Consider the following 22,135-nt stretch of genomic DNA (forward strand, 5'->3'; position numbering starts at 1 on the left):
TGAAGATGATCCTGTTCTGGTGGTGTGCACTGAGAACAGTTACTTTTTATCAAAAGAGTGAAGCGCTTACTTTATATTTTATTAGGAGGATAAGATGAAAGATCTATTTTTTGAAAAACGTTGCCGTTACAGTATTCGTAAGTTGTCAATCGGGGCTTGTTCCTTAATGATTGGATCAGCTCTATTTGCTAGCCCGGCTCTTGCCGAACAGGTTACAGTCCCTGAGACAGTTGCCAATACAAGTGCTCACGCGACAAGTGCTAGTGAATCAACTAATCCAGATACCACAGCTATCGAAAAACAATTATTGGAAACAGAAAACAAAGTAGCTGAGCAACCAATTTCAGAAAACACTCCAGCAATAACGGATTTGGGTAATGAAAAAGAAGAAGTGAAGCCAACTCCGACAGATAAAACTGAAAAACCTGTTCAACCAACTGAAAAAGAAGAAGCCAAACCAGAGGAAGCTCCTCAAGTGGCTGAGAAGAAAGCCGACAAACCGACTCTAGCAGACGTTCCTAAAAATGAAGAAAAGAGTCTCCGACCAAAGGAAATCAAGTTTGATACTTGGGAAGATTTGTTGAAATGGGAACCGGGTTCGCGTGAGGATGATCCCATTAACCGTTCCTCAGTTGAACTCGCTAAGCGCCATAGAGGCCAGTTGGTTAATGAAAAAGCAAGCAGAAGAGCCAAGGTTCAAGCTCTAGCAAATACCAACTCAAAGGCCAAAGACCACGCTTCTGTAGGTGGAGAAGAATTCAAGGCCTACGCCTTTGATTACTGGCAATACTTGGATTCAATGGTCTTCTGGGAAGGCCTAGTTCCAACTCCAGATGTCATTGATGCAGGCCACCGCAACGGAGTTCCCGTTTATGGAACACTCTTTTTCAACTGGTCAAACAGCATTGCCGACCAAGAGAAATTTGCCGCTGCTTTGAAACAAGATGCAGATGGCACCTTCCCTATCGCACGAAAACTCGTCGATCTTGCTAAGTACTATGGATTTGATGGCTATTTCATTAACCAGGAAACAACGGGCGATTTGGTAGAACCTCTTGGTGAAAAAATGCGCCAATTCATGCTCTATACAAAAGAATACGCAGCCAAAGTCAACCATCCAATCAAGTATGCTTGGTACGATGCCATGACCTACAAATATGGTCGTTACCACGAGGATGGTCTGGGTAATTACAACTACCAGTTTATGCAAAAAGAAGGTGACAAGGTCCCTGCAGATCAATTCTTTGCCAACTTCAACTGGAACAAGGAAAAGAATGACCATTCTGTAGAGATGGCCAAATGGCTAGAACGTAGTCAATATGATGTCTTTGCAGGATTGGAATTGCAACAAGGTGGCTCTTATAAGACCAAAGTCAAATGGGATGCTCTATTAGATGAAAAAGGCAAGTTGCGTTTGTCACTTGGACTCTTTGCACCAGATACGATCACCAGTCTAGGAAAAACAGGAGAAGACTACCATAAGAACGAAGACATCTTCTTTACAGGTTACCAAGGAGATCCAACAGCTCAAAAACCAGGTGATAAAGAGTGGTATGGAATTGCTAATTTAGTTGCGGACCGCACACCAGCAGTGGGCAGGACCTTCACCACCTCCTTTAATACAGGTCATGGTAGAAAATGGTTTGTTGACGGTAAAGTTTCTAAGGATTCTGAGTGGAACTACCGTTCTGTTTCAGGTGTCTTACCAACATGGCGCTGGTGGCAGACTTCGACAGGGGAAAAACTTCATGCAGAATATGATTTTACAGATGCCTATAATGGCGGGAACTCCCTTAAATTCTCAGGTGATGTAGCTGGTAAGACGGACCAGGATGTGAATTTGTATTCTACTAAACTAGAAGTGACTGAGAAAACCAAACTCCGTGTTGCCCACAAGGGAGGAAAAGGCTCTAAAGTTTATATGGCCTTTTCTACGACTCCAGACTACAAATTTGAGGATGCAGCTGCATGGAAAGAACTGACTCTCTCTGATAACTGGACAAATGAAGAATTTGACCTTAGCTCACTAGCAGGAAAGACTATCTATGCAGTTAAACTTTTCTTCGAGCATGAAGAAGCTGTAAAAGATTATCAGTTTAACCTAGGTCAATTAACAATTTCGGACAATCACCAAGCACCACAAGCCCCGACCGGACTCTCAGTGGTGAAACAATCTCTAAAGAACGCCCAAGAAGCTGAAGCAGTTGTCCAGTTTGCAGGTAACCAAGATGCGGATTTCTATGAAGTCTACGAAAAAGATGGGGATAACTGGCGTTTGTTGACAGGTTCATCTGCTTCAACCATCTACTTGCCAAAAGTTAGCCGCTCTGCTAATGCGACTGGTAGGACTCAAGAATTGAAGGTCGTTGCAGTTGGTAAAAATGGCCTTCGTTCTGAAGCGGCGACGGCATCCTTTAACTGGGGGATGACTGTTCAAGATACCAGTCTTCCTAGACCTTTGGCTGAAAATATTGTTCCAGGAGCAAAGGTTATTGATAGCACCTTCCCAAATACTGAAGGTGGGGAAGGCATCGAAGGTATGTTGAACGGTACCATTACTAGCTTATCAGATAAGTGGTCTTCAGCTCAGTTGAGCGGTAGTGTGGATATTCGCTTGACCAAGCCACGTCGTGTTGTTAGATGGGTCATGGATCATGCAGGAGCTGGTGGTGAGTCTGTTAACGATGGTTTGATGAATACCAAGGACTTTGATCTTTATTATAAAGATGCAGATGGTGAATGGAAACTAGCTAAGGAAGTCCGTGGCAACAAAGCGCACGTTACAGATATCACTCTTGACAAACCAATCACCGCTCAAGACTGGCGTTTGCATGTTATTACATCTGATAACGGGACACCTTGGAAAGCCATTCGTATCTATAACTGGAAGATGTACGAAACACTAGACACGGAAAGTCAAAATATTCCAATGGCTAAGGTAGCTGCTCGTTCACTTGGAAATCATCAAGTTCAACTTGGCTTCTCTGCTGTTCCAGCGGGTGCAACCATCACCGTTTACGACAAGGCTGATTCACAAACACCGATTGCAACTTTAAAGACTGAAACTGGAGGCGACCTAGCAACAGCACCATTGGCCTTTGACAAACAACCAACTCTCCTCTACTATCGTACCCAACTCCCTGGCAAAGAAATCAGTAACACCTTGGCAGTAGCGATTCCGCGGGATGAGAGAAAAATTGCTGCAGTTAGTCTTGAAAAAGGGCCTAAGAAGACAGTTTATAAAGAGGGAGAAAAACTTGACCTTAGAGGCGGCACTCTCCGTGTTCAATATGAAGGGGGACAAGCCGATGAGCTGATCAACCTTACTCACTCAGGTGTGACTGTATCTAGATACGACGCTCATCAAAAAGGGGAACAGAAGCTCACAGTCAGCTACCTTGGGCTTCCAGTTACTGGTGACTTAAACGTACAAGTAACTGGTCAAGATGAAGGGAAGCCGAAAGAAGTAGCAGGTTTATACATTACTCAGAAACCGAAAACGGATTATCTAGTAGGAGAGCAACTGGATCTTGCAGAAGGTCGCTTTGGCGTTCTCTATGATGATGAGACAGAAGAAAGTCATGCCTTCACGGATCAAGGTGTTGAAATTACGGGCTACGATGCTCAAAAGACTGGTCGTCAGACCTTGAGCTTGCATTACAAGGGGCACACAGCTGAGTTTGATGTTTTGGTTTCTCCAAAAGCAGCTGTCAACGATGAGTACCTCAAACAAGAAATCACTGCTGCCCAAGGCCGTCAGTCAACCCTTGCTTACACCTTCTCAAGTGAGGACAAACAAGCAGCACTAGTAGAGAAGCTCAATACAGCGAAAGCTGTAGCAGAAAACCATAATGCTAGCCAAGAAGAAGTCAACCGGGCTTTGAATGAGTTGAAACAAGCAGGGACAGACTTGGATGGAAATCAACGTTACCAAACTGCTAGAGAAGAATTGGAAGGTTTGCTTGAATCTGTCCGTGAAAAAGATCCTAAAGCTGAGTTGATTGAACAAGCAGAAACTTTATTAGCTTCAGAGATGCCAACACCACAAGCTTTTTCGGACATGAAAGAAAAGCTGAATAAGAAACTAGCTCCTGCAGAAGAAAGCCACCACGTTGGCAGCATGGATCCAAATGAAGTTTCACCAACAGTTGAAGCCCTCCCTGAACTAGTTGTTGAAACTGAAACAACAGCCTTTGAACGCCAAGAACGACCAAATGCCGACCTTCTCAAAGGCCAACGCCGTGTTGTGCAGGCAGGAGTTGAAGGTCAAGTTCGTCATTTGGTAGAAGTACATATCCAAGGCAAACGCACTCTTCGTTCGACTGAGCTAGTCAAGGAAGCAATCCCAGAAATCACCGAAGTTGGTACAAAAGTTCTATCGAGCAACCAACCAGCTGAAGGTGTGAAAGATCTAGTTTTAGAAATTCTGAAACTAGAAATTGAAGAGGGGACAGTTTCCTTCGAACATCAGGAACGACCAAATGCAGCCCTTCTCAAAGGCCAACGCCAGCTAGTTCAAGCAGGAGTTGAAGGCCAAGTTCGTCGCTTTATAGAAGTTGATGCTCAGGGCAAACGCACCCTTCATTCTACTGAGGTTCTCAAGGAAGCAATCCCAGAAATTGTTGAAGTTGGAACGAAAGATGAGCAAGTCTCACAAACAAGGGATCAAGCGCTCTCAGCAACACCAGCAAAAGTTGAAGAAGTAAGTAAAGAGCTTCCAAATACGGGAGCGACAAGAGATGCTAGCCTAGTAGCGCTGGGACTCCTCGGAGTAATGAGTGCCTATGGACTTGTAGCTTTGAAAAAGAGAGAAGATTAATCGGATTTAGAATTCTTGGATCTTCTCATATAAAACTAAAAATAAGGTTTGACTGCAGATCGGTCAAACCTTGTTTTAATTACTTATTTGATGAGGTCTTTTTAGAGTTTATTTAAAAAATACTAGTTTCAGTTGCAATAAAGAACCGGAAAAGTTTAGGGTTTTGCTATCTCTTTTGTTGATTTTGTGATATAATTAACACGTATAAAAAAAGAAGGAGTCATATCTAATGGCAAAATTGACTGTTAAAGACGTTGACTTGAAAGGGAAAAAAGTTCTCGTTCGTGTTGACTTCAACGTACCTGTTAAAGATGGCGTGATTACCAACGACAACCGTATCACTGCAGCTCTTCCAACTATCAAGTACATCCTTGAACAAGGTGGACGTGCAATCCTCTTCTCTCACCTTGGACGTGTAAAAGAAGAAGCAGACAAAGCTGGTAAATCACTTGCTCCTGTAGCTGCTGACTTGGCTACTAAATTGGGACAAGACGTTGCTTTCCTTCCAGGTGTAACTCGTGGTGCTGAATTGGAAGCAGCAATCAACGCTCTTGAAGATGGACAAGTTCTCTTGGTTGAAAACACTCGTTTCGAAGATGTTGACGGCAAGAAAGAATCTAAAAACGATCCTGAACTTGGTAAATACTGGGCATCACTTGGAGATGGTATCTTCGTAAACGATGCATTCGGTACAGCTCACCGTGCACACGCATCTAACGTTGGTATCTCAGCAAACGTTGAAAAAGCAGCTGCTGGATTCCTTCTTGAAAACGAAATTGCTTACATCCAAGAAGCGGTTGAAGCTCCAGAACGTCCATTCGTGGCTATCCTTGGTGGTTCAAAAGTTTCAGACAAGATCGGTGTTATCGAAAACTTGCTTGAAAAAGCTGATAAAGTTCTAATCGGTGGTGGGATGACTTACACATTCTACAAAGCACAAGGGATCGAAATCGGTAACTCACTTGTAGAAGAAGACAAATTGGATGTCGCTAAAGCTCTTCTTGAAAAAGCAAACGGTAAATTGATCTTGCCAGTTGACTCAAAAGAAGCAAACGCATTTGCGGACTATACTGAAGTGAAAGACACTGAAGGTGAAGCAGTTGATCCAGGCTTCCTTGGTTTGGACATCGGTCCAAAATCTATCGCTAAATTTGACGAAGCATTGACTGGTGCGAAAACAGTTGTATGGAACGGACCTATGGGTGTATTTGAAAATCCTGACTTCCAAGCTGGTACAATCGGTGTCATGGACGCTATCGTGAAACAACCAGGCGTGAAATCGATCATCGGTGGTGGTGACTCAGCTGCTGCAGCAATCAACCTTGGTCGTGCAGACAAGTTCTCATGGATCTCTACTGGTGGTGGAGCATCAATGGAACTCCTTGAAGGTAAAGTATTGCCAGGATTGGCTGCACTTACAGAAAAATAATCTTTCGTAAATGAAACGATGAAAAGAGGAACTTTGTTTCCTCTTTTTCTTGTAGCTTGAATTAAAAACGTTTCCGATTGATTTTGGCTCATAAAATCAACTAAATTATGATAAAATGGAAATAGAAAGTTGAGATTATGGGTTATTTTAAAAAATATAAATTTGATAAGTCACAGTTCAAGCTTGGTCTACGAACCTTTAAAACCGGAATTGCTGTTTTTTTAGTTCTCTTGATTTTTGGATTCTTTGGTTGGAAGGGGCTTCAAATTGGGGCTTTGACAGCAGTCTTTAGTTTGAGAGAAAGCTTTGATAAGAGTGTTCATTTTGGAACTTCACGTATCTTAGGAAATAGCATCGGAGGTTTTTATGCTCTTGTCTTTTTTCTCTTAAATACCTTATTTCAAGAAGCCTTTTGGGTGACCTTGCTGATTGTGCCAATCTGCACCATGTTAACCATTATGACAAATGTCGCCATGAACAATAAGGCGGGAGTTATTGGTGGTGTAGCAGCTATGTTGATTATTACCCTATCAATACCGAGCGGAGAAACATTTTTGTACGTGTTTGCTCGTGTATTTGAAACTTTTATGGGTGTTTTTGTCGCAATACTCGTAAATTATGATATTGATCGCTTCAGAAATCTTTTTGAGAAAAAAAGAAAATAATGTTATATTTTGTGACATTATCAATTGACGTATGTATTTTTTTAGACTATAATAGACAGAAAGAAGGAAATTGTGAATGAAGGAAAGAGAATTTCGCCGAAATATGGCTGTTTTTCCTATCGGCAGTGTGATGAAGTTGACCGATCTCTCGGCGCGTCAGATTCGTTATTATGAAGATCAAGAGTTGATAAAGCCTGATCGAAACGAAGGGAACCGTCGCATGTATTCTTTGAATGACATGGATCGTTTACTTGAAATCAAAGACTATATCTCGGAAGGTTTCAACATCGCTGCCATTAAGAAAAAATATGCTGAACGTGAGGCGAAATCCAAGAAAGCAGTGAGCCCAACGGAAGTGCGTCGTGCGCTTCATAATGAGCTCCTCCAACAGGGACGCTTTGCTTCAGCGCAGTCACCTTTTGGTCGCGGTTAGGCAACCGCAAGTAGTCATACATTAAGGAGAAAAACCATGCCAATCACAGCTGCAGATATTCGTCGTGAAGTCAAGGAAAAAAATGTTACCTTTATTCGTCTCATGTTTTCAGATATCTTGGGGACGATGAAAAACGTCGAAATTCCTGCTACAGATGAACAGTTAGATAAAGTCTTGTCAAACAAGGCTATGTTTGATGGATCTTCTATTGAAGGTTTTGTACGTATCAATGAGTCAGATATGTACTTGTACCCAGACTTGGATACATGGACAGTCTTCCCTTGGGGAGATGAGAATGGAAGTGTTGCAGGTTTGATCTGTGATGTCTATACAACAGAGGGTGAGCCATTTGCAGGTGACCCTCGTGGTAATCTGAAGCGTGCGCTTCGTCATATGGAGGAAGTGGGATTCAAATCCTTCAACCTTGGTCCAGAACCAGAATTCTTCCTATTTAAATTGGATGAAAATGGGGACCCGACACTTGAAGTAAATGACAAGGGTGGCTACTTTGATTTGGCACCTACTGACCTTGCAGACAATACGCGTCGTGAAATCGTGAATGTCTTGACCAAAATGGGATTTGAAGTAGAAGCAAGTCACCACGAGGTTGCGGTTGGACAACATGAGATTGACTTCAAGTATGATGAAGTTCTCCGTGCCTGTGATAAGATTCAAATCTTTAAACTCGTTGTTAAAACCATTGCTCGTAAACACGGTCTTTACGCAACCTTTATGGCGAAACCAAAATTTGGTATTGCTGGGTCAGGTATGCACTGTAACATGTCCTTGTTTGATGCAGAAGGAAACAATGCCTTCTTTGATCCAAATGATCCAAAAGGAATGCAGTTGTCTGAAACGGCCTATCATTTCCTTGGTGGTTTGATCAAGCATGCCTACAACTATACTGCCATCATGAACCCAACAGTTAACTCATACAAACGCTTGGTTCCAGGTTATGAAGCACCTGTTTACATTGCTTGGGCTGGTCGCAACCGTTCGCCACTTGTGCGCGTACCAGCTTCACGTGGTATGGGAACTCGTCTTGAGTTGCGTTCAGTGGACCCAATGGCAAATCCATATATCGCTATGGCTGTTCTTTTGGAAGTTGGTTTGCATGGTATTGAAAACAAAATCGAAGCACCAGCTCCGATTGAAGAAAATATCTACATCATGACAGCTGAAGAGCGTAAGGAAGCTGGAATTACCGACCTTCCATCAACTCTTCACAACGCCTTGAAAGCTTTGACAGAAGATGACGTGGTCAAGGCAGCCCTAGGTGAACACATCTACATTAGCTTTCTTGAAGCCAAACGTATCGAGTGGGCTAGCTATGCGACCTTCGTTTCACAATGGGAAGTTGATAATTATCTTGACCTTTACTAATATAGAAGAAAGATTGCCTGAGGGCGGTCTTTTTTTTTCTAGGTCTTCAGACTGATTTTTAGCACTCTTGGCAAAAGAGTGCTAATTTTTTGAGTTTTTGTCTTGACATTCTCTTCTAAGGGTGTATAATAGAATCATGAGTTAGCACTTGAGTGTATTGAGTGCTAATTGATCAGACAGAGAGGAGTGATGAGATGGTTACAGAGCGTCAGCAGGATATTTTAAATCTGATCATTGACATCTTTACCAAAACGCACGAACCTGTCGGATCCAAAGCCTTGCAAGAGTCTGTTAACTCTAGCAGTGCAACCATTCGTAATGATATGGCGGCTTTAGAAAAGCAAGGTTTGCTTGAAAAGGCGCATACTTCCAGTGGTCGGATGCCAAGTGTTGCTGGTTTTCAGTACTATGTGAAACACTCACTGGATTTCGACAGACTAGCTGAAAATGAGGTTTATGAGATTGTCAAAGCCTTTGATCAGGAGTTCTTCAAACTGGAGGATATTCTGCAAGAGGCTGCTAATCTACTAACAGACTTGAGTGGTTGTACGGTAGTGGCACTGGATGTTGAGCCCAGCAGACAACGGTTGACAGCCTTTGATATCGTTATTTTAGGACAACATACAGCCTTGGCAGTATCTACCTTAGACGAATCGCGAACGGTTACCAGTCAGTTTTTGATCCCAAGAAACTTCTTGCAGGAGGATTTGCTGAAGCTTAAGGCAATCATTCAGGAACGTTTCCTGGGGCACACCGTTCTAGATATTCACTACAAGATTCGGACGGAGATTCCGCAGATTATCCAGCGTTACTTCACAACGACGGACAATGTCATCGATCTCTTTGAACACATCTTTAAGGAAATGTTCAACGAAAACATTGTGGTGGCTGGTAAGGTTAATCTCTTGAATTTTGCAAATCTAGCAGCTTATCAGTTCTTTGACCAACCACAGAAAGTGGCTCTGGAAATTCGTGAGGGTCTGCATGAAGATCAAATGCAAAATGTCCGTGTTGCGGACAGTCAAGAGTCTTGTCTAGCAGACCTAGCAGTGATTAGCAGTAAATTCCTCATTCCTTATCGAGGTTTTGGAATTCTAGCGATTATCGGTCCGGTTAATCTGGATTACCAGCAATTGGTCAATCAACTCAATGTGGTCAATCGAGTCTTAACTATGAAACTCACAGATTTCTATCGCTATTTGAGTAGTAATCATTATGAGGTGAGTTGAACATGAAATTACATAAATTCCTAAAAAGGAGGCGAAAAATGTCTGAGGAAATAAAAAACGAAGAAGTAAAAGAAGAGGAAGTTGTGGAAGCTACTGAAGAAGCTGTAGAAACTACTCCTGAGAAAACAGAGTTAGAACTAGCCAATGAACGTGCGGACGAGTTTGAAAACAAATACCTCCGAGCTCATGCAGAAATGCAAAATATCCAACGTCGTGCTAATGAAGAGCGTCAAAACTTGCAACGCTATCGTGGTCAAGATTTGGCAAAAGCAATCTTACCATCGCTCGACAACCTAGAACGTGCACTAGCAGTTGAAGGATTGACAGACGATGTCAAAAAAGGATTGGAGATGGTGCAGGAAAGCTTGATTCACGCTTTGAAAGAAGAAGGAATCGAAGAAATCGTAGCTGACGGGGCTTTTGACCATAACTATCACATGGCCATCCAAACTCTCCCAGCAGACGAAGAACACCCAGCAGACACCATCGCTCAAGTCTTCCAAAAAGGCTACAAACTCCATGACCGTATCCTACGCCCAGCAATGGTGGTAGTATACAACTAGGCTAGAGAACTTAAAAACTTGTCCGAAACGACAAAAAACTATGAAGAAAGATAAAAAGCAAGCCGGAGGCTTGCAAGGAAGATATTGCCCACTGTGGTGAAAGTTTCAGTAGCATAAGCTACTGAAACAGGGGATTTTTGAGACAATAGGCTCAAAAATAAGTGATGAAATCCCGAAGGGATTTGCTCACGTCCCCACCACTTAAGGGAAATATCAAAAATAGAAAATTAACTAACAAGGAGAAAAACACATGTCTAAAATTATCGGTATTGACTTAGGTACAACAAACTCAGCAGTTGCAGTTCTTGAAGGAACTGAAAGCAAAATCATCGCAAACCCAGAAGGTAACCGTACAACTCCATCTGTAGTATCATTCAAAAACGGTGAAATCATCGTTGGTGACGCTGCGAAACGTCAAGCAGTTACAAACCCAGATACAGTTATCTCTATCAAATCTAAGATGGGAACTTCTGAAAAAGTTTCTGCTAACGGAAAAGAATACACTCCACAAGAAATCTCAGCTATGATCCTTCAATACTTGAAAGGTTACGCTGAAGAATACCTTGGTGAAAAAGTAACGAAAGCAGTTATCACAGTTCCAGCTTACTTCAACGATGCTCAACGTCAAGCAACAAAAGATGCTGGTAAAATCGCTGGTCTTGAAGTAGAACGTATCGTCAACGAACCAACTGCAGCAGCCCTTGCTTACGGTTTGGATAAGACTGACAAAGAAGAAAAAATCTTGGTATTTGACCTTGGTGGTGGTACATTCGACGTTTCTATCCTTGAATTGGGTGACGGTGTCTTCGACGTATTGTCAACTGCAGGGGATAACAAACTCGGTGGTGATGACTTTGACCAAAAAATCATTGACCACTTGGTAGCAGAATTCAAGAAAGAAAACGGTATTGACTTGTCTACTGACAAGATGGCAATGCAACGTTTGAAAGATGCAGCTGAAAAAGCTAAGAAAGACCTTTCTGGTGTAACTTCAACACAAATCAGCTTGCCATTTATCACTGCAGGTGAAGCTGGACCTCTTCACTTGGAAATGACTTTGACTCGTGCGAAATTTGACGATTTGACTCGTGACCTTGTAGAACGTACAAAAGTCCCAGTTCGTCAAGCCCTTTCAGATGCAGGTTTGAGCTTGTCAGAAATCGATGAAGTTATCCTTGTTGGTGGTTCAACTCGTATCCCAGCCGTTGTAGAAGCTGTTAAGGCTGAAACTGGTAAAGAACCAAACAAATCAGTAAACCCTGATGAAGTTGTTGCTATGGGTGCTGCGATCCAAGGTGGTGTGATCACTGGTGATGTTAAAGACGTTGTCCTTCTTGACGTAACTCCATTGTCACTTGGTATCGAAACAATGGGTGGTGTCTTCACAAAACTTATCGACCGCAACACTACTATTCCAACATCTAAATCACAAGTCTTCTCAACTGCGGCAGACAACCAACCAGCCGTTGATATCCACGTTCTTCAAGGTGAACGCCCAATGGCAGCAGATAACAAGACTCTTGGACGTTTCCAATTGACAGATATCCCAGCTGCACCTCGTGGAATTCCTCAAATCGAAGTAACTTTCGACATCGACAAGAACGGTATCGTGTCTGTTAAGGCTAAAGACCTTGGAACTCAAAAAGAGCAAACAATCGTTATCCAATCTAACTCTGGCTTGACTGACGAAGAAATCGACCGCATGATGAAAGATGCAGAAGCTAACGCTGAAGCAGATAAGAAACGTAAAGAAGAAGTTGACCTTCGTAACGAAGTAGACCAAGCAATCTTTGCGACTGAAAAGACAATCAAGGAAACTGAAGGTAAAGGCTTCGATGCAGAACGTGATGCTGCTCAAGCTGCCCTTGATGACCTTAAGAAAGCCCAAGAAGATAATAACTTGGATGAAATGAAATCAAAACTTGAAGCGTTGAACGAAAAAGCTCAAGGACTTGCTGTTAAACTCTACGAACAAGCCGCAGCAGCTCAACAAGCTCAAGCAGGGGCAGAAGGCGCACAAGCAACAGGAAATGCAGGCGATGACGTCGTAGACGGAGAGTTTACGGAGAAATAAGATGAGTGTATCGGATGAAGAGTATCTAAAAAATACACGAAAAGTTTATAATGATTTTTGTAGTCGAGCTGACAACTATAGAACATCAAAAGATTTTATTGACAATATTCCAATAGAATATTTAGCTAGATATAGAGAAATTATATTAGCTGAACATGATAGTTGTGTCAAAAATGATGAAGCGGTAAGGAATTTTGTTACTTCAGTATTGTTGTCGGCGCTAGTATCAGCACTAGTATCAGCAACCATACAAAAACCAGAATTTATAATATCGTTTATAATTGGCATGGTTTGGGTTGTCTGTGTATTCCTTCTAATCTATTGGAATTTTATAGCCAATACTAAGAAGCGACAAAAATATATAAATGTTTCTGTACTTATAGGATATTTAAAATCAAAATAAAGTTAATTTACTTATTCGCAGAGGTTGCAACCCAGCCTCTGTTTTTCGGTAAAATAGAGGGTGTTGCGTATGAAAAAAGTACTTTGTATCATTTATCCTAATTTTTCTCTTTATGAGATAACCGCTTTAACAAGTACTTTAGCTCTGTCTTTTGATATCACGATTGATTATGTCGCTTCAGATTATTCGATAGTTATATCTGAGGATGGCTTACCTTGTCAACCTACAAAAACATTGGATCAAATCTGTATAGAAGAGTATTCTTGTATCATTTTACCAGGAATGGTAAATATAGGGCCTGCTCTACAGGATGAAAAATTAGCCTCATTTTTGAGAGAACTCGGTGAGCAGGATATCTTAATTACAGCAATTTCTTCTGCGCCCATTTTGTTAGCGAAAGCTGGCTTGTTGAATGACACGAAATTTACTGGTGGGATTTGGCAAAACTTCTTTGACTATTTTGAATTTCTTCCTCGGGAAAATTTCAAAGCAAAAGCTGTCCTGCAAGATAAAAATATCATTACTGCTATTGGCTTTGCACATCAAGAGTTTGCAAGAAAAGTGATTCTTGGTCTAGGTTTGGCAGAAAATACTGACAACTATTTTAAAGAACAGAACGAATATTCAGAAGAGGACTTAATTTTTACTCTATCGGACAAAGAGTTTGATGAAGTGAAACAGAGTATAGAAAATACCATCTAATGATTTACTTATAAATTATAGAAAGGAATAAGGGTGTTCGTAATTGAACTTGAGCGGAAAGCTTGGAAATTAGATAAACCTCCTAAGAAATCCTGATTTCTTGTCGGTTTCCTAAATTTCAGTCGCTTTCTGTTCGCTCTTAGTATCTTGTATGAACAATACTGAATTTTATGATCGTCTGGGGGTGTCAAAAAACGCTTCGGCAGACGAGATCAAAAAGGCTTATCGTAAGCTTTCCAAAAAATACCACCCAGATATCAACAAGGAGCCTGGTGCTGAGGAAAAGTATAAGGAAGTTCAAGAAGCCTATGAGACTTTGAGTGATGACCAAAAACGTGCAGCCTACGACCAATATGGGGCTGCGGGTGCCAACGGTGGCTTTGGTGGTGCTGGCGGTTTTGGTGGCTTTGACGGAGCAAGTGGCTTCGGTGGTTTTGAGGATATCTTCTCAAGTTTCTTTGGCGGAGGCGGAGCTTCGCGCAATCCAAACGCTCCTCGTCAAGGGGATGACCTCCAGTATCGTGTGAACTTGACCTTTGAAGAAGCTATCTTCGGAACAGAAAAGGAAGTTAAATACAATCGTGAAGCCAGCTGTCGTACATGTAATGGATCTGGTGCTAAACCAGGGACAAGTCCAGTCACTTGTGGACGCTGTCATGGCGCTGGTGTTATTAACGTCGATACGCAGACTCCGCTTGGTATGATGCGTCGCCAAGTAACCTGTGATGTCTGTCATGGTCGCGGAAAAGAAATTAAAGATCCATGTACAACTTGTCACGGTACAGGTCATGAAAAACAAGCTCATAGTGTCCATGTGAAAATCCCTGCTGGTGTGGAAACTGGCCAACAAATTCGCCTAGCTGGTCAAGGTGAAGCAGGCTTTAACGGTGGACCTTATGGTGACTTGTACGTGGTTGTTTCTGTTGAAGCCAGTGATAAATTTGAACGTGAAGGAACAACTATTTTCTACAAGTTGAATCTCAATATTGTCCAAGCAGCTCTTGGGGATACTGTGGAAATTCCAACTGTACATGGTGATGTTGAATTGGTCATCCCAGAAGGAACTCAGACTGGCAAGAAATTCCGTCTACGTGGCAAGGGAGCGCCAAGCCTTCGTGGAGGTGCGGTTGGTGACCAATACGTGACTGTCAATGTGGTGACTCCGACAGGCTTGAACGACCGCCAAAAAGCTGCTCTTAAAGAATTCGCAGCTGCAGGTGACTTGAAAGTTAATCCAAAGAAAAAAGGCTTCTTTGACCATATAAAAGATGCATTTGAAGGAGAATAAAGTAAAAAGAGCCGATTGGCTCTTTTTTTGTGTAATCTTTGGAAATTTAGCACCGAGAAAATCATTCTCCAGCTGGTCTACTATTTATACTTTTGAGTAAGCAAGCCAGCTACATCCATCTCCTGAATGAGTTGCTTGATTTCCGCTTCTTTGCCAGGCTTAACTGTGATAGTATCAATGTGGTTGATTGCCGAATTATCCTGAATCTCCACCAAAGTCAAAGCTTTTTCATAGAATGAAATTCCCTTTTTAAAACTTTCCTGATTATTCCAAAAGAGAAGTGAGTAATTAGGGTTAAATGTCTTTCCTTTTTCTTGGAAATACTTTTCACTTTCCTTCTCTAAAAATTGGAATAAGCCATGATTGAACAAGTTATCCCCTACTTTATAGTAGGAAATCTCTCCTGTCTGGAGGACATAGACTTCGAGTCGGTTTTTGGTGAGTTTTGGACTTTCTTTTAGGACGGGGTGGCTATTGATGACCTCATCTGAGAAAGTAACATAAAAATGTAAGCCTCCACCCTCAAATTGATACCTTCCATTTGATTCTACTTTCTTAGGAGGCATGTCAAGAGAGATAAAGATTTGTTTTAAGTCGTCATTCCCTTTTTGGATGTCACTCGGTGAGGCCTTGAAAAGATTCATCAGTAGTAGAAATGCCAAGGCTACAAGCAGGCAGAGGCAACCACAAGGGATCGCGATGACCTTCGCTAGAACTTTTAAAAACTGTTTCATTTTCACTCCCTCCCTTTTCTGTTCGAATCTAGTAATCCAAAATGGATTTAAGGAAAGTTGGAGGATTTCTCATTCTTGTTTTTCTTCTTGGAGGAGCGCCATTCTAGTTTGGAAATCCTTTTCCAAGACTTTGAACTTGTAGGTCAAATCTTTTTGATATTCCTTGATAAGGGCTTTTTGTTGGTCGATGATTTGCAGGCTGTTTTGGATGATATCCAAATCATCCTTGATAGCTTCGACGCGGTCAGTTGTATCTAGAACTTCATCCTGAATGGCTTGGCGATTTTTTACGACAAAATAACTTCCAGCTGCAGCTCCTGCGAATAGCAGTAGATTTGATAGTTTCATGGCAACTCCTTAAGCGTTTCTAATGGTTTCAGCGACTTGGGCAAGTTTGTCAAAGTCAGGTTCGTGAGCGATAAAGTCAATCTTAAGGTCATCTTCTGCACCGTAGCGAGGTACGAGGTGCACATGGGTATGAAAGACCGTTTGACCAGCGACTTCCTCGCAGTTGGCAATGATATTCATGCCAGTAGCCTTGGTAGCCTTCATGACTTTTTGAGCCACTGTTGGCACTTGGGCAAAGAGTTGGCTGGCGCTCGCAGCATCCATCTCCAAGAGATTGCGGTAGTGTTCTTTTGGTACGACCAGGGTGTGTCCAGGCGTTACTTGAGAGATATCAAGGAAAGCAAGAACCTGCTCGTCCTCGTATACTTTTGAAGCAGGAATCTCCCCTGCGATGATCTTACAAAAAATGCAATCTGACATAAAATCCACCTCTACTGTATTGAATTTTGATATAATATAGCTACATTATACCAGATTCGGAGAAAATATGTTAGAAATTAAAAACCTGACAGGAGGCTATGTTCACGTTCCTGTCTTGAAAGATGTGTCCTTTACCGTTGAAAGTGGGCAGTTGGTCGGTTTGATTGGGCTCAACGGTGCTGGGAAATCAACGACTATCAATGAGATTATCGGTCTTTTGACGCCTTACAGTGGGGAAATCAAGATTAACGGTCTAACCCTGCGAGAAGATGCGACTAGCTACCGCAAGCAGATTGGCTACATCCCAGAAACGCCTAGTCTGTATGAGGAATTGACTCTTAGAGAGCATATCGAAACGGTTGCCATGGCCTATGGTATTGAGCAAAAAGTGGCTTTTGATTGTGTGGAACCTTTGTTAAAAATGTTCCGCCTGGACCAAAAATTGGACTGGTTCCCAGTGCATTTCTCCAAAGGGATGAAGCAGAAGGTCATGATTATCTGTGCTTTTGTGGTGGATCCGAGTCTTTTCATCGTTGATGAGCCTTTTCTTGGCCTCGATCCACTGGCTATTTCTGACTTGATTCAGCTTCTAGAAGCAGAAAAGCAAAAAGGCAAGTCCATTCTCATGAGCACCCACGTGCTAGACTCAGCAGAAAAGATGTGTGATGCCTTTGTTATTCTCCACAAGGGGGAGGTGCGGGCTCAGGGGAACCTCCAGCAACTCCGCGAATCCTTTGCCATGCCTGAGGCTAGTTTGAATGACATTTACTTGGCTCTGACCAAAGAGGAGGGGCTATGAAAGACTTGTTTTTAAAGAGAAAGCAGGCTTTTCGCAAGGAGTGTGTCGGTTATCTGCGTTATGTTCTAAATGACCACTTTGTCTTGTTCCTGCTGGTTCTCATCGGTTTTCTAGCCTACCAGTATAGTCAGCTTTTGCAAAATTTTCCTGAAAATCATTGGCCTATCCTCTTGTTTTTGGGGATTGTCTCTGCCTTGCTTTTGGCTTGGGGAGGAATCGCGACCTACATGGAAGGACCTGACAAGCTCTTTCTCTTAGTCAGTGAAGAGGAGGTTAAGTCTCACCTCAAAGGTCAGACAGTGCGCTCACTAGTCTTTTGGCTCTTTGTCCAAACCCTTTTCTTGCTTTTATTTGCGCCCTTATTTTTAGCCATGGGTTATGGCTTGTCAGCCTTTCTCATCTATGTGCTTTTATTGGGAGCTGGGAAATACTTCCTCTTTCGCCAAAAATCCAGTAAATTTTTTACTGAGACTGGACTGGACTGGGACTATGTTATCGCCCAAGAAGGCAAGCGCAGGCAAGTCTTGCTTCGTTTCTTTGCTCTCTTTACTCAGGTCAAAGGCGTTTCAAATAGTGTCAAACGTCGCGCTTATCTGGATTTCATCCTTAAAGCAGTTCAGAAAGTACCAGGGAAGATTTGGCAAAACCTCTATCTTCGTTCTTACTTGCGAAATGGAGATCTCTTTGCCCTCAGTTTGCGCCTCTTGTTCCTATCCTTGTTAGCTTTGCTCTTTATCGAACAAGCTTGGATAGCGACGGCAGTGGTGGTTCTATTTAATTACCTCTTGCTCTTTCAGTTACTGGCCCTCTATCACGCCTTTGATTACCAATACTTGACCCAGCTCTTCCCACTAGACAAGGGACAAAAGGAAAGAGGGTTGCAGGCTGTAGTCAGAGGATTGACCAGTTTCGTCTTGATAGTGGAATTAGTCGTCGGCCTTGTGACTTTCCAAGAAAAACAGGCCCTCCTAGCCTTGCTGGGTGCTGGTTTAGTTTTACAAGTCTTGTACCTGCCTTATCAGGTGAAACGCCAGATGCAAGACTAACATTGCTTAAACAATACAAAAAGAAGTTGAGTTCAATCTGTCTCAGCTTCTTTTTAGTTACTACAAGATAATGGTTGGACCGTAGAGACTCAACTTGGTCTTGACTTGGTCAAAGTGAAAACGGTCATAGGCCCGCCAAGCAGCACGAGTAGGAGCATCTGGTTCGAGAGCACTGAGGCCCATGAGAAGACTGGAAGTCTGGTAAAATTTTTCCAGTTCAATCAAGAATCGATTATCCACTGTCTCAGCTTTAGAGAGAAAGAGAAGAATAGAGTTTAATTGCTCCTGAAAGCGAACGTCGTCAGCTGTTGCCTGTTTGCAGACTTGGTAAGCTTTATTTAAGTCAGTAATCAAAGTCTGAGCTGTTTTGATAGGGTCTGTATCCGTCATGAGAATTCCTCCTTTGTGATGGTTCTAAAGTTGTTTCAAGTGATTGTCTTTCTATAATCATAGCTTATCACTTTTAACTCTTTTTTTACCTTCAAATCTTTAATTGTCATTGAAATTTCCTGAATGGTAATTGCAGGATTTTATGATAAAATAATTGTAAGATTATCATAGCTATTTTGCGAATGATTCGACACTTTAGGAATTTTTGAGAACCGTTTAGGATTTGGTGAAAAATAGTTTCTAGACTTATGCTATCCTCTTTTTAGGAGGTTTTATCCATGAACTACATTATCATCCAAAAAGAGAAAGAAATTTTCAAATTAAACATAAAGGATATCTACTATATCCAAACACATCCAACTAAAGCCCATACCGTACAGATTATTACAGAAGAAGCTAGTTTTAATATGGTTCAAAATTTAAGTAATCTTGAGAACCAATATGGGGAAACCTTGATGAGATGTCATCGAAATTGTTTGGTCAATCTTGGTAAATTAAAATCGATTGATTTTCAAGAAAGAATCCTTTTTCTTGGAGAAGAAGGTCAATATGCTGTCAAGTATGCCAGACGTCGCTATAGAGAAATTCGTCAAAAATGGTTGAAACAAGGAGAGTAAGAAGATGAGAATATTTGTTTTAGAAGATGATTTTTCTCAACAGACTAGGATTGAAACGACGATCGAGAAACTCTTGAAAGAATATCATATTATTCCCAGCTCTTTTGAGGTCTTTGGGAAACCAGACCAACTGCTGGCAGAGGCACATGAGAAGGGGGCACATCAACTTTTCTTTTTGGACATTGAGATTCGAAACGAAGAGATGAAGGGGCTAGAGGTGGCTAGAAAGATTCGGGATCGGGACCCCTATGCCCTAATCGTCTTTGTGACAACTCACTCAGAGTTTATGCCCTTGTCCTTTCGCTATCAAGTGTCAGCTTTGGACTACATTGATAAGGCCCTTTCGGCAGAGGAGTTTGAATCTCGTATCGAGACAGCCCTCCTCTATGCCAATAGTCAAGATAGTAAAAGTCTGGCGGAAGATTGCTTTTATTTTAAATCAAAATTTGCCCAATTCCAGTATCCCTTTAAAGAGGTTTACTATCTCGAAACGTCGTCCAGAGCCCATCGTGTTATTCTCTATACCAAGACGGATAGGCTGGAATTTACGGCGAGCCTAGAGGAGGTTCTCAAACAGGAACCCCGTCTCTTGCAGTGCCACCGCTCTTTTCTCGTCAATCCTACCAATGTAGTTCGTTTGGATAAGAAAGAAAAACTGCTTTTCTTTCCCAATGGTGGAAGCTGTCTAATCGCGCGTTATAAGGTCAGGGAAGTGTCTGAGGCTATCAATAACTTACACTGAGCTAGGAGAGTTTATGAATATTGCTTGGATATTGTTGTATATACTTATTACTAATGGGCTAGAAATTGTCATTTTCTTTAAGGTGGATGGAATTAATCTTACTTTCGAGAGGATTTTTAAGGCTTTTCTTTTTAAGATACTGTTGGCCTTTGTTTTTGTAATGATTAGCTATATAGTAGGAAATACTTACCTATCTTATTTTATGGAACCCTTGTACGGCATAGGCTTGTCTTTCTTATTGTTAAGAGGGCTTCCTAAAAAACTCCTTTTCTTTTATGGTCTCTTTCCAATGATATTGGTGAATCTCTTTTATAGAGGAGTCTCCTATTTTGTGCTTCCATTTTTGGGACAAGGGCAAGTATATGATGACTACTCATTTACTGGGTTATGTATAATAATTTTCAATTTCTTCATTTCTCTAGTCTTTTTGAAATGGTTGAACTATGATTTTACTAGTTTGAGAAGGGAGATTCTCGATAAAGATTTTCAAAAATCCCTGACTAAGATTAACTGGATAATGGGGGCCTACTATCTAGTCATGGAAAGTCTATCTTTTTTTGAATATGAACAAAGTATTCAATCGACGACTGCTCGTCATCTGATCCTAGTGTTTTACTTGCTCTTTTTTATGGGGGTTATTAAGAAATTAGATACCTATTTGAAGGAAAAACTTCAGGAAAAACTGAACCAAGAGCAGACCTTGCGCTACAGAGATACGGAGCGGTATAGTCGACATATAGAGGAACTTTACAAGGAAGTACGGAGCTTTCGTCATGATTATACCAACCTCTTGACCAGCTTACGCCTAGGTATTGAAGAGGAGGATATGGAGCAGATAAAAGAGGTCTACAACTCCGTTTTAAAGAACTCCAGCCAGAAATTGCAGGACAATAAATATGACCTGGGCCGGTTGGTGAATATTCGGGATCGTGCCCTCAAGAGTCTTCTAGCAGGAAAATTTATAAAAGCCAGAGAAAAGGATATTGTCTTTAATGTCGAAGTACCTGAGGAGATTCAGGTCGAGGGGATGAGCCTGCTTGATTTTTTTACCATCGTATCTATCCTTTGTGATAATGCCATTGAAGCCAGTCTAGAGGCTAGTCAACCTCATGTCTCAATCGCCTTTTTAAAAAGTGGAGCACAGGAGACCTTCATCATTGAAAACTCTATCAAAGAAGAGGGGATAGATATTTCTGAAATCTTCTCTTTTGGAGTTAGTTCTAAAGGGGAGGGCCGAGGTGTTGGTCTCTATACCGTCATGAAGATTGTGGAAAGTTATCCCAATGTCAGTCTCAATACCACCTGCCAAGATCAAGTCTTTCGTCATGTTTTAACAATTCACTTGCTGCCTGTTGCTAATTAGAGAAATTGTGAAAAAATTGGCAGAAGCTAACAGATAAGTTTTGTCTTTATACGGTTTGATTTTTACAATAGTATGCGAGGTATATTAAATGGATAAGAAATCCTTTTTTATCATCTGTTCTACGTTGATCATAGCATCAAATCTTCTCATGTTGTCCGTGGTGAACAAGGGAGAAGAAACAGGGAGCAATCTGTTTGTGATTGCTATAGCCTGTGTTTTACTACCAGCCTTTTTATATGCAGTTGAAAACCAACTGACTTCATTGGTAAGAGTAGAATCAATACTTCTGATTCAGTTGACAGTTATATCCCTACTCCGTCTTATCAACAGAATAGGGAGTACGCCTGAAATCCTCAACATCATCATTACCCTTCTCGTTTTGGCAAGTGGGACAGCCTGTATCCTTGTTGCGATTATGAGAATATATGAGAACAGACGGAAGTAAGGGTGAATAGTTTTCGAATTTAGGTCTTTACGTTGTTAAAATCCCCTAGGGCAAGTATGTTTTTCATGCTTGCCTTTTAAATTTTTTAACAATTCAAGATGTTTTGATGACCATTTATGATTTGAGTGATCCAAGAATAAAACAAGTGCTATACTAGCAGTGTAAAGGTTGTAGCTCAACTAAGATAAAGCACACATTTAGGAGGAAATCTTATGAAGAAAAAAATACTGATTATTTTCATCT

Annotated in this window: 21 protein-coding genes; 17 read left to right on the forward strand and 4 right to left on the reverse strand. The window is 41.5% G+C overall.

Annotated features, from left to right (window positions below):
- Window positions 1-94: 94 nt before the first annotated feature.
- The 11 genes from B7705_RS06370 to dnaJ all read left to right on the forward strand — a co-directional run bounded on the left by B7705_RS06370 (window position 95) and on the right by dnaJ (window position 14,988).
- Window positions 95-4,819 carry an endo-beta-N-acetylglucosaminidase gene (locus B7705_RS06370; RefSeq protein ID WP_084948506.1) on the forward strand — a complete coding sequence of 1,575 codons (4,725 nt, stop codon included), beginning with the start codon at window positions 95-97 and terminating at the stop codon, window positions 4,817-4,819.
- A gap of 229 nt (window positions 4,820-5,048) precedes the next feature.
- Window positions 5,049-6,248 (forward strand): phosphoglycerate kinase, encoded by a 1,200-nt coding sequence (locus tag B7705_RS06375; RefSeq protein ID WP_084948508.1) that lies wholly within the window; start codon window positions 5,049-5,051, stop codon window positions 6,246-6,248.
- A gap of 137 nt (window positions 6,249-6,385) precedes the next feature.
- A complete protein-coding gene (locus B7705_RS06380; protein WP_000540311.1) occupies window positions 6,386-6,913 on the forward strand; it encodes an FUSC family protein in 528 nt (175 codons plus the stop codon).
- Between the two features lie 76 nt (window positions 6,914-6,989).
- The gene (glnR, locus tag B7705_RS06385) at window positions 6,990-7,346 is read left to right on the forward strand and encodes a transcriptional repressor GlnR (RefSeq protein WP_000664331.1); all 357 of its coding nucleotides are present in this window, start codon (window positions 6,990-6,992) and stop codon (window positions 7,344-7,346) included.
- Window positions 7,347-7,382: 36 nt separating this feature from the next.
- Window positions 7,383-8,729, forward strand: a complete 1,347-nt coding sequence (glnA, locus tag B7705_RS06390; RefSeq protein ID WP_084948509.1) for a type I glutamate--ammonia ligase — start codon at window positions 7,383-7,385, stop codon at window positions 8,727-8,729.
- A gap of 194 nt (window positions 8,730-8,923) precedes the next feature.
- Window positions 8,924-9,958, forward strand: a complete 1,035-nt coding sequence (gene hrcA / locus B7705_RS06395; RefSeq protein ID WP_084948511.1) for a heat-inducible transcriptional repressor HrcA — start codon at window positions 8,924-8,926, stop codon at window positions 9,956-9,958.
- A 38-nt stretch (window positions 9,959-9,996) separates the two neighbouring features.
- Window positions 9,997-10,521: a nucleotide exchange factor GrpE gene (gene grpE / locus B7705_RS06400; protein ID WP_084948512.1), complete on the forward strand. Its 525-nt coding sequence runs from the start codon at window positions 9,997-9,999 to the stop codon at window positions 10,519-10,521.
- 250 nt (window positions 10,522-10,771) lie between these two features.
- On the forward strand, window positions 10,772-12,595 hold the full coding sequence (gene dnaK, locus B7705_RS06405; protein ID WP_084948514.1) for a molecular chaperone DnaK: 1,824 nt from the start codon (window positions 10,772-10,774) through the stop codon (window positions 12,593-12,595).
- 1 nt (window position 12,596) lies between these two features.
- Window positions 12,597-12,998: a tRNA (guanine-N7)-methyltransferase gene (locus tag B7705_RS06410; protein ID WP_084948515.1), complete on the forward strand. Its 402-nt coding sequence runs from the start codon at window positions 12,597-12,599 to the stop codon at window positions 12,996-12,998.
- A 69-nt stretch (window positions 12,999-13,067) separates the two neighbouring features.
- A complete protein-coding gene (locus B7705_RS06415) occupies window positions 13,068-13,700 on the forward strand; it encodes a DJ-1/PfpI family protein (RefSeq protein WP_084948517.1) in 633 nt (210 codons plus the stop codon).
- 151 nt (window positions 13,701-13,851) lie between these two features.
- Complete coding sequence (gene dnaJ / locus B7705_RS06420; protein ID WP_084948518.1) at window positions 13,852-14,988, forward strand: molecular chaperone DnaJ; 1,137 nt, start codon at window positions 13,852-13,854, stop codon at window positions 14,986-14,988.
- Between the two features lie 80 nt (window positions 14,989-15,068).
- On the opposite strand, the gene B7705_RS06425 is transcribed toward dnaJ, so the two are convergent.
- The 3 genes from B7705_RS06425 to B7705_RS06435 form a co-directional block, all read right to left on the reverse strand.
- On the reverse strand, window positions 15,069-15,722 hold the full coding sequence (locus B7705_RS06425) for a hypothetical protein (RefSeq protein WP_084948520.1): 654 nt from the start codon (window positions 15,720-15,722) through the stop codon (window positions 15,069-15,071).
- Window positions 15,723-15,791: 69 nt separating this feature from the next.
- Entirely contained in the window at window positions 15,792-16,070 is a 279-nt protein-coding gene (locus B7705_RS06430; RefSeq protein WP_084948521.1) for a hypothetical protein, read from the reverse strand.
- 9 nt (window positions 16,071-16,079) lie between these two features.
- A complete protein-coding gene (locus tag B7705_RS06435; RefSeq protein ID WP_084948523.1) occupies window positions 16,080-16,490 on the reverse strand; it encodes an HIT family protein in 411 nt (136 codons plus the stop codon).
- A gap of 67 nt (window positions 16,491-16,557) precedes the next feature.
- Between B7705_RS06435 and B7705_RS06440 the strand changes: the two genes are divergently transcribed.
- Both B7705_RS06440 and B7705_RS06445 read left to right on the forward strand, forming a co-directional pair.
- The gene (locus tag B7705_RS06440) at window positions 16,558-17,289 is read left to right on the forward strand and encodes an ABC transporter ATP-binding protein (RefSeq protein ID WP_084948525.1); all 732 of its coding nucleotides are present in this window, start codon (window positions 16,558-16,560) and stop codon (window positions 17,287-17,289) included.
- Complete coding sequence (locus tag B7705_RS06445) at window positions 17,286-18,335, forward strand: ABC transporter permease (RefSeq protein ID WP_084948526.1); 1,050 nt, start codon at window positions 17,286-17,288, stop codon at window positions 18,333-18,335. Before B7705_RS06440 ends, B7705_RS06445 begins: the two co-directional genes overlap by 4 nt.
- 60 nt (window positions 18,336-18,395) lie before the next feature.
- Here the strand turns inward: B7705_RS06445 and B7705_RS06450 are convergent, their stop codons facing one another.
- Window positions 18,396-18,725 (reverse strand): helicase BlpT, encoded by a 330-nt coding sequence (locus tag B7705_RS06450; protein ID WP_084948528.1) that lies wholly within the window; start codon window positions 18,723-18,725, stop codon window positions 18,396-18,398.
- Window positions 18,726-19,003: 278 nt separating this feature from the next.
- Between B7705_RS06450 and B7705_RS06455 the strand changes: the two genes are divergently transcribed.
- From B7705_RS06455 to B7705_RS06470, 4 genes are all read left to right on the forward strand, one after another.
- Window positions 19,004-19,342, forward strand: coding sequence for a LytTR family DNA-binding domain-containing protein (locus B7705_RS06455; RefSeq protein WP_084948529.1), 339 nt, complete (start codon window positions 19,004-19,006; stop codon window positions 19,340-19,342).
- A gap of 4 nt (window positions 19,343-19,346) precedes the next feature.
- Window positions 19,347-20,084 carry a response regulator transcription factor gene (locus B7705_RS06460; protein WP_084948531.1) on the forward strand — a complete coding sequence of 246 codons (738 nt, stop codon included), beginning with the start codon at window positions 19,347-19,349 and terminating at the stop codon, window positions 20,082-20,084.
- A gap of 13 nt (window positions 20,085-20,097) precedes the next feature.
- On the forward strand, window positions 20,098-21,447 hold the full coding sequence (locus B7705_RS06465; protein WP_084948532.1) for a sensor histidine kinase: 1,350 nt from the start codon (window positions 20,098-20,100) through the stop codon (window positions 21,445-21,447).
- 88 nt (window positions 21,448-21,535) lie between these two features.
- Entirely contained in the window at window positions 21,536-21,892 is a 357-nt protein-coding gene (locus B7705_RS06470; protein ID WP_084948534.1) for a hypothetical protein, read from the forward strand.
- Window positions 21,893-22,135: the final 243 nt, after the last annotated feature.

Source organism: Streptococcus oralis subsp. dentisani (genome assembly GCF_002096685.1).
Classification (GTDB): domain Bacteria; phylum Bacillota; class Bacilli; order Lactobacillales; family Streptococcaceae; genus Streptococcus; species Streptococcus oralis_AD.

Excerpts from the sequence above, each read along its gene's own strand:
- dnaJ (WP_084948518.1), top strand. The coding sequence starts at position 13,852 with ATGAACAATACTGAATTTTATGATCGTCTGGGGGTGTCAAAAAACGCT.
- B7705_RS06415 (WP_084948517.1), top strand. The coding sequence starts at position 13,068 with ATGAAAAAAGTACTTTGTATCATTTATCCTAATTTTTCTCTTTATGAG.
- B7705_RS06445 (WP_084948526.1), top strand. The coding sequence starts at position 17,286 with ATGAAAGACTTGTTTTTAAAGAGAAAGCAGGCTTTTCGCAAGGAGTGT.
- B7705_RS06440 (WP_084948525.1), top strand. The coding sequence starts at position 16,558 with ATGTTAGAAATTAAAAACCTGACAGGAGGCTATGTTCACGTTCCTGTC.
- B7705_RS06430 (WP_084948521.1), bottom strand. The coding sequence starts at position 16,070 with ATGAAACTATCAAATCTACTGCTATTCGCAGGAGCTGCAGCTGGAAGT.
- B7705_RS06410 (WP_084948515.1), top strand. The coding sequence starts at position 12,597 with ATGAGTGTATCGGATGAAGAGTATCTAAAAAATACACGAAAAGTTTAT.
- B7705_RS06435 (WP_084948523.1), bottom strand. The coding sequence starts at position 16,490 with ATGTCAGATTGCATTTTTTGTAAGATCATCGCAGGGGAGATTCCTGCT.
- B7705_RS06470 (WP_084948534.1), top strand. The coding sequence starts at position 21,536 with ATGGATAAGAAATCCTTTTTTATCATCTGTTCTACGTTGATCATAGCA.
- B7705_RS06375 (WP_084948508.1), top strand. The coding sequence starts at position 5,049 with ATGGCAAAATTGACTGTTAAAGACGTTGACTTGAAAGGGAAAAAAGTT.
- grpE (WP_084948512.1), top strand. The coding sequence starts at position 9,997 with ATGTCTGAGGAAATAAAAAACGAAGAAGTAAAAGAAGAGGAAGTTGTG.
- B7705_RS06380 (WP_000540311.1), top strand. The coding sequence starts at position 6,386 with ATGGGTTATTTTAAAAAATATAAATTTGATAAGTCACAGTTCAAGCTT.
- hrcA (WP_084948511.1), top strand. The coding sequence starts at position 8,924 with ATGGTTACAGAGCGTCAGCAGGATATTTTAAATCTGATCATTGACATC.
- glnR (WP_000664331.1), top strand. The coding sequence starts at position 6,990 with ATGAAGGAAAGAGAATTTCGCCGAAATATGGCTGTTTTTCCTATCGGC.
- B7705_RS06425 (WP_084948520.1), bottom strand. The coding sequence starts at position 15,722 with ATGAAACAGTTTTTAAAAGTTCTAGCGAAGGTCATCGCGATCCCTTGT.
- dnaK (WP_084948514.1), top strand. The coding sequence starts at position 10,772 with ATGTCTAAAATTATCGGTATTGACTTAGGTACAACAAACTCAGCAGTT.
- B7705_RS06450 (WP_084948528.1), bottom strand. The coding sequence starts at position 18,725 with ATGACGGATACAGACCCTATCAAAACAGCTCAGACTTTGATTACTGAC.
- B7705_RS06370 (WP_084948506.1), top strand. The coding sequence starts at position 95 with ATGAAAGATCTATTTTTTGAAAAACGTTGCCGTTACAGTATTCGTAAG.
- B7705_RS06460 (WP_084948531.1), top strand. The coding sequence starts at position 19,347 with ATGAGAATATTTGTTTTAGAAGATGATTTTTCTCAACAGACTAGGATT.
- B7705_RS06465 (WP_084948532.1), top strand. The coding sequence starts at position 20,098 with ATGAATATTGCTTGGATATTGTTGTATATACTTATTACTAATGGGCTA.
- glnA (WP_084948509.1), top strand. The coding sequence starts at position 7,383 with ATGCCAATCACAGCTGCAGATATTCGTCGTGAAGTCAAGGAAAAAAAT.
- B7705_RS06455 (WP_084948529.1), top strand. The coding sequence starts at position 19,004 with ATGAACTACATTATCATCCAAAAAGAGAAAGAAATTTTCAAATTAAAC.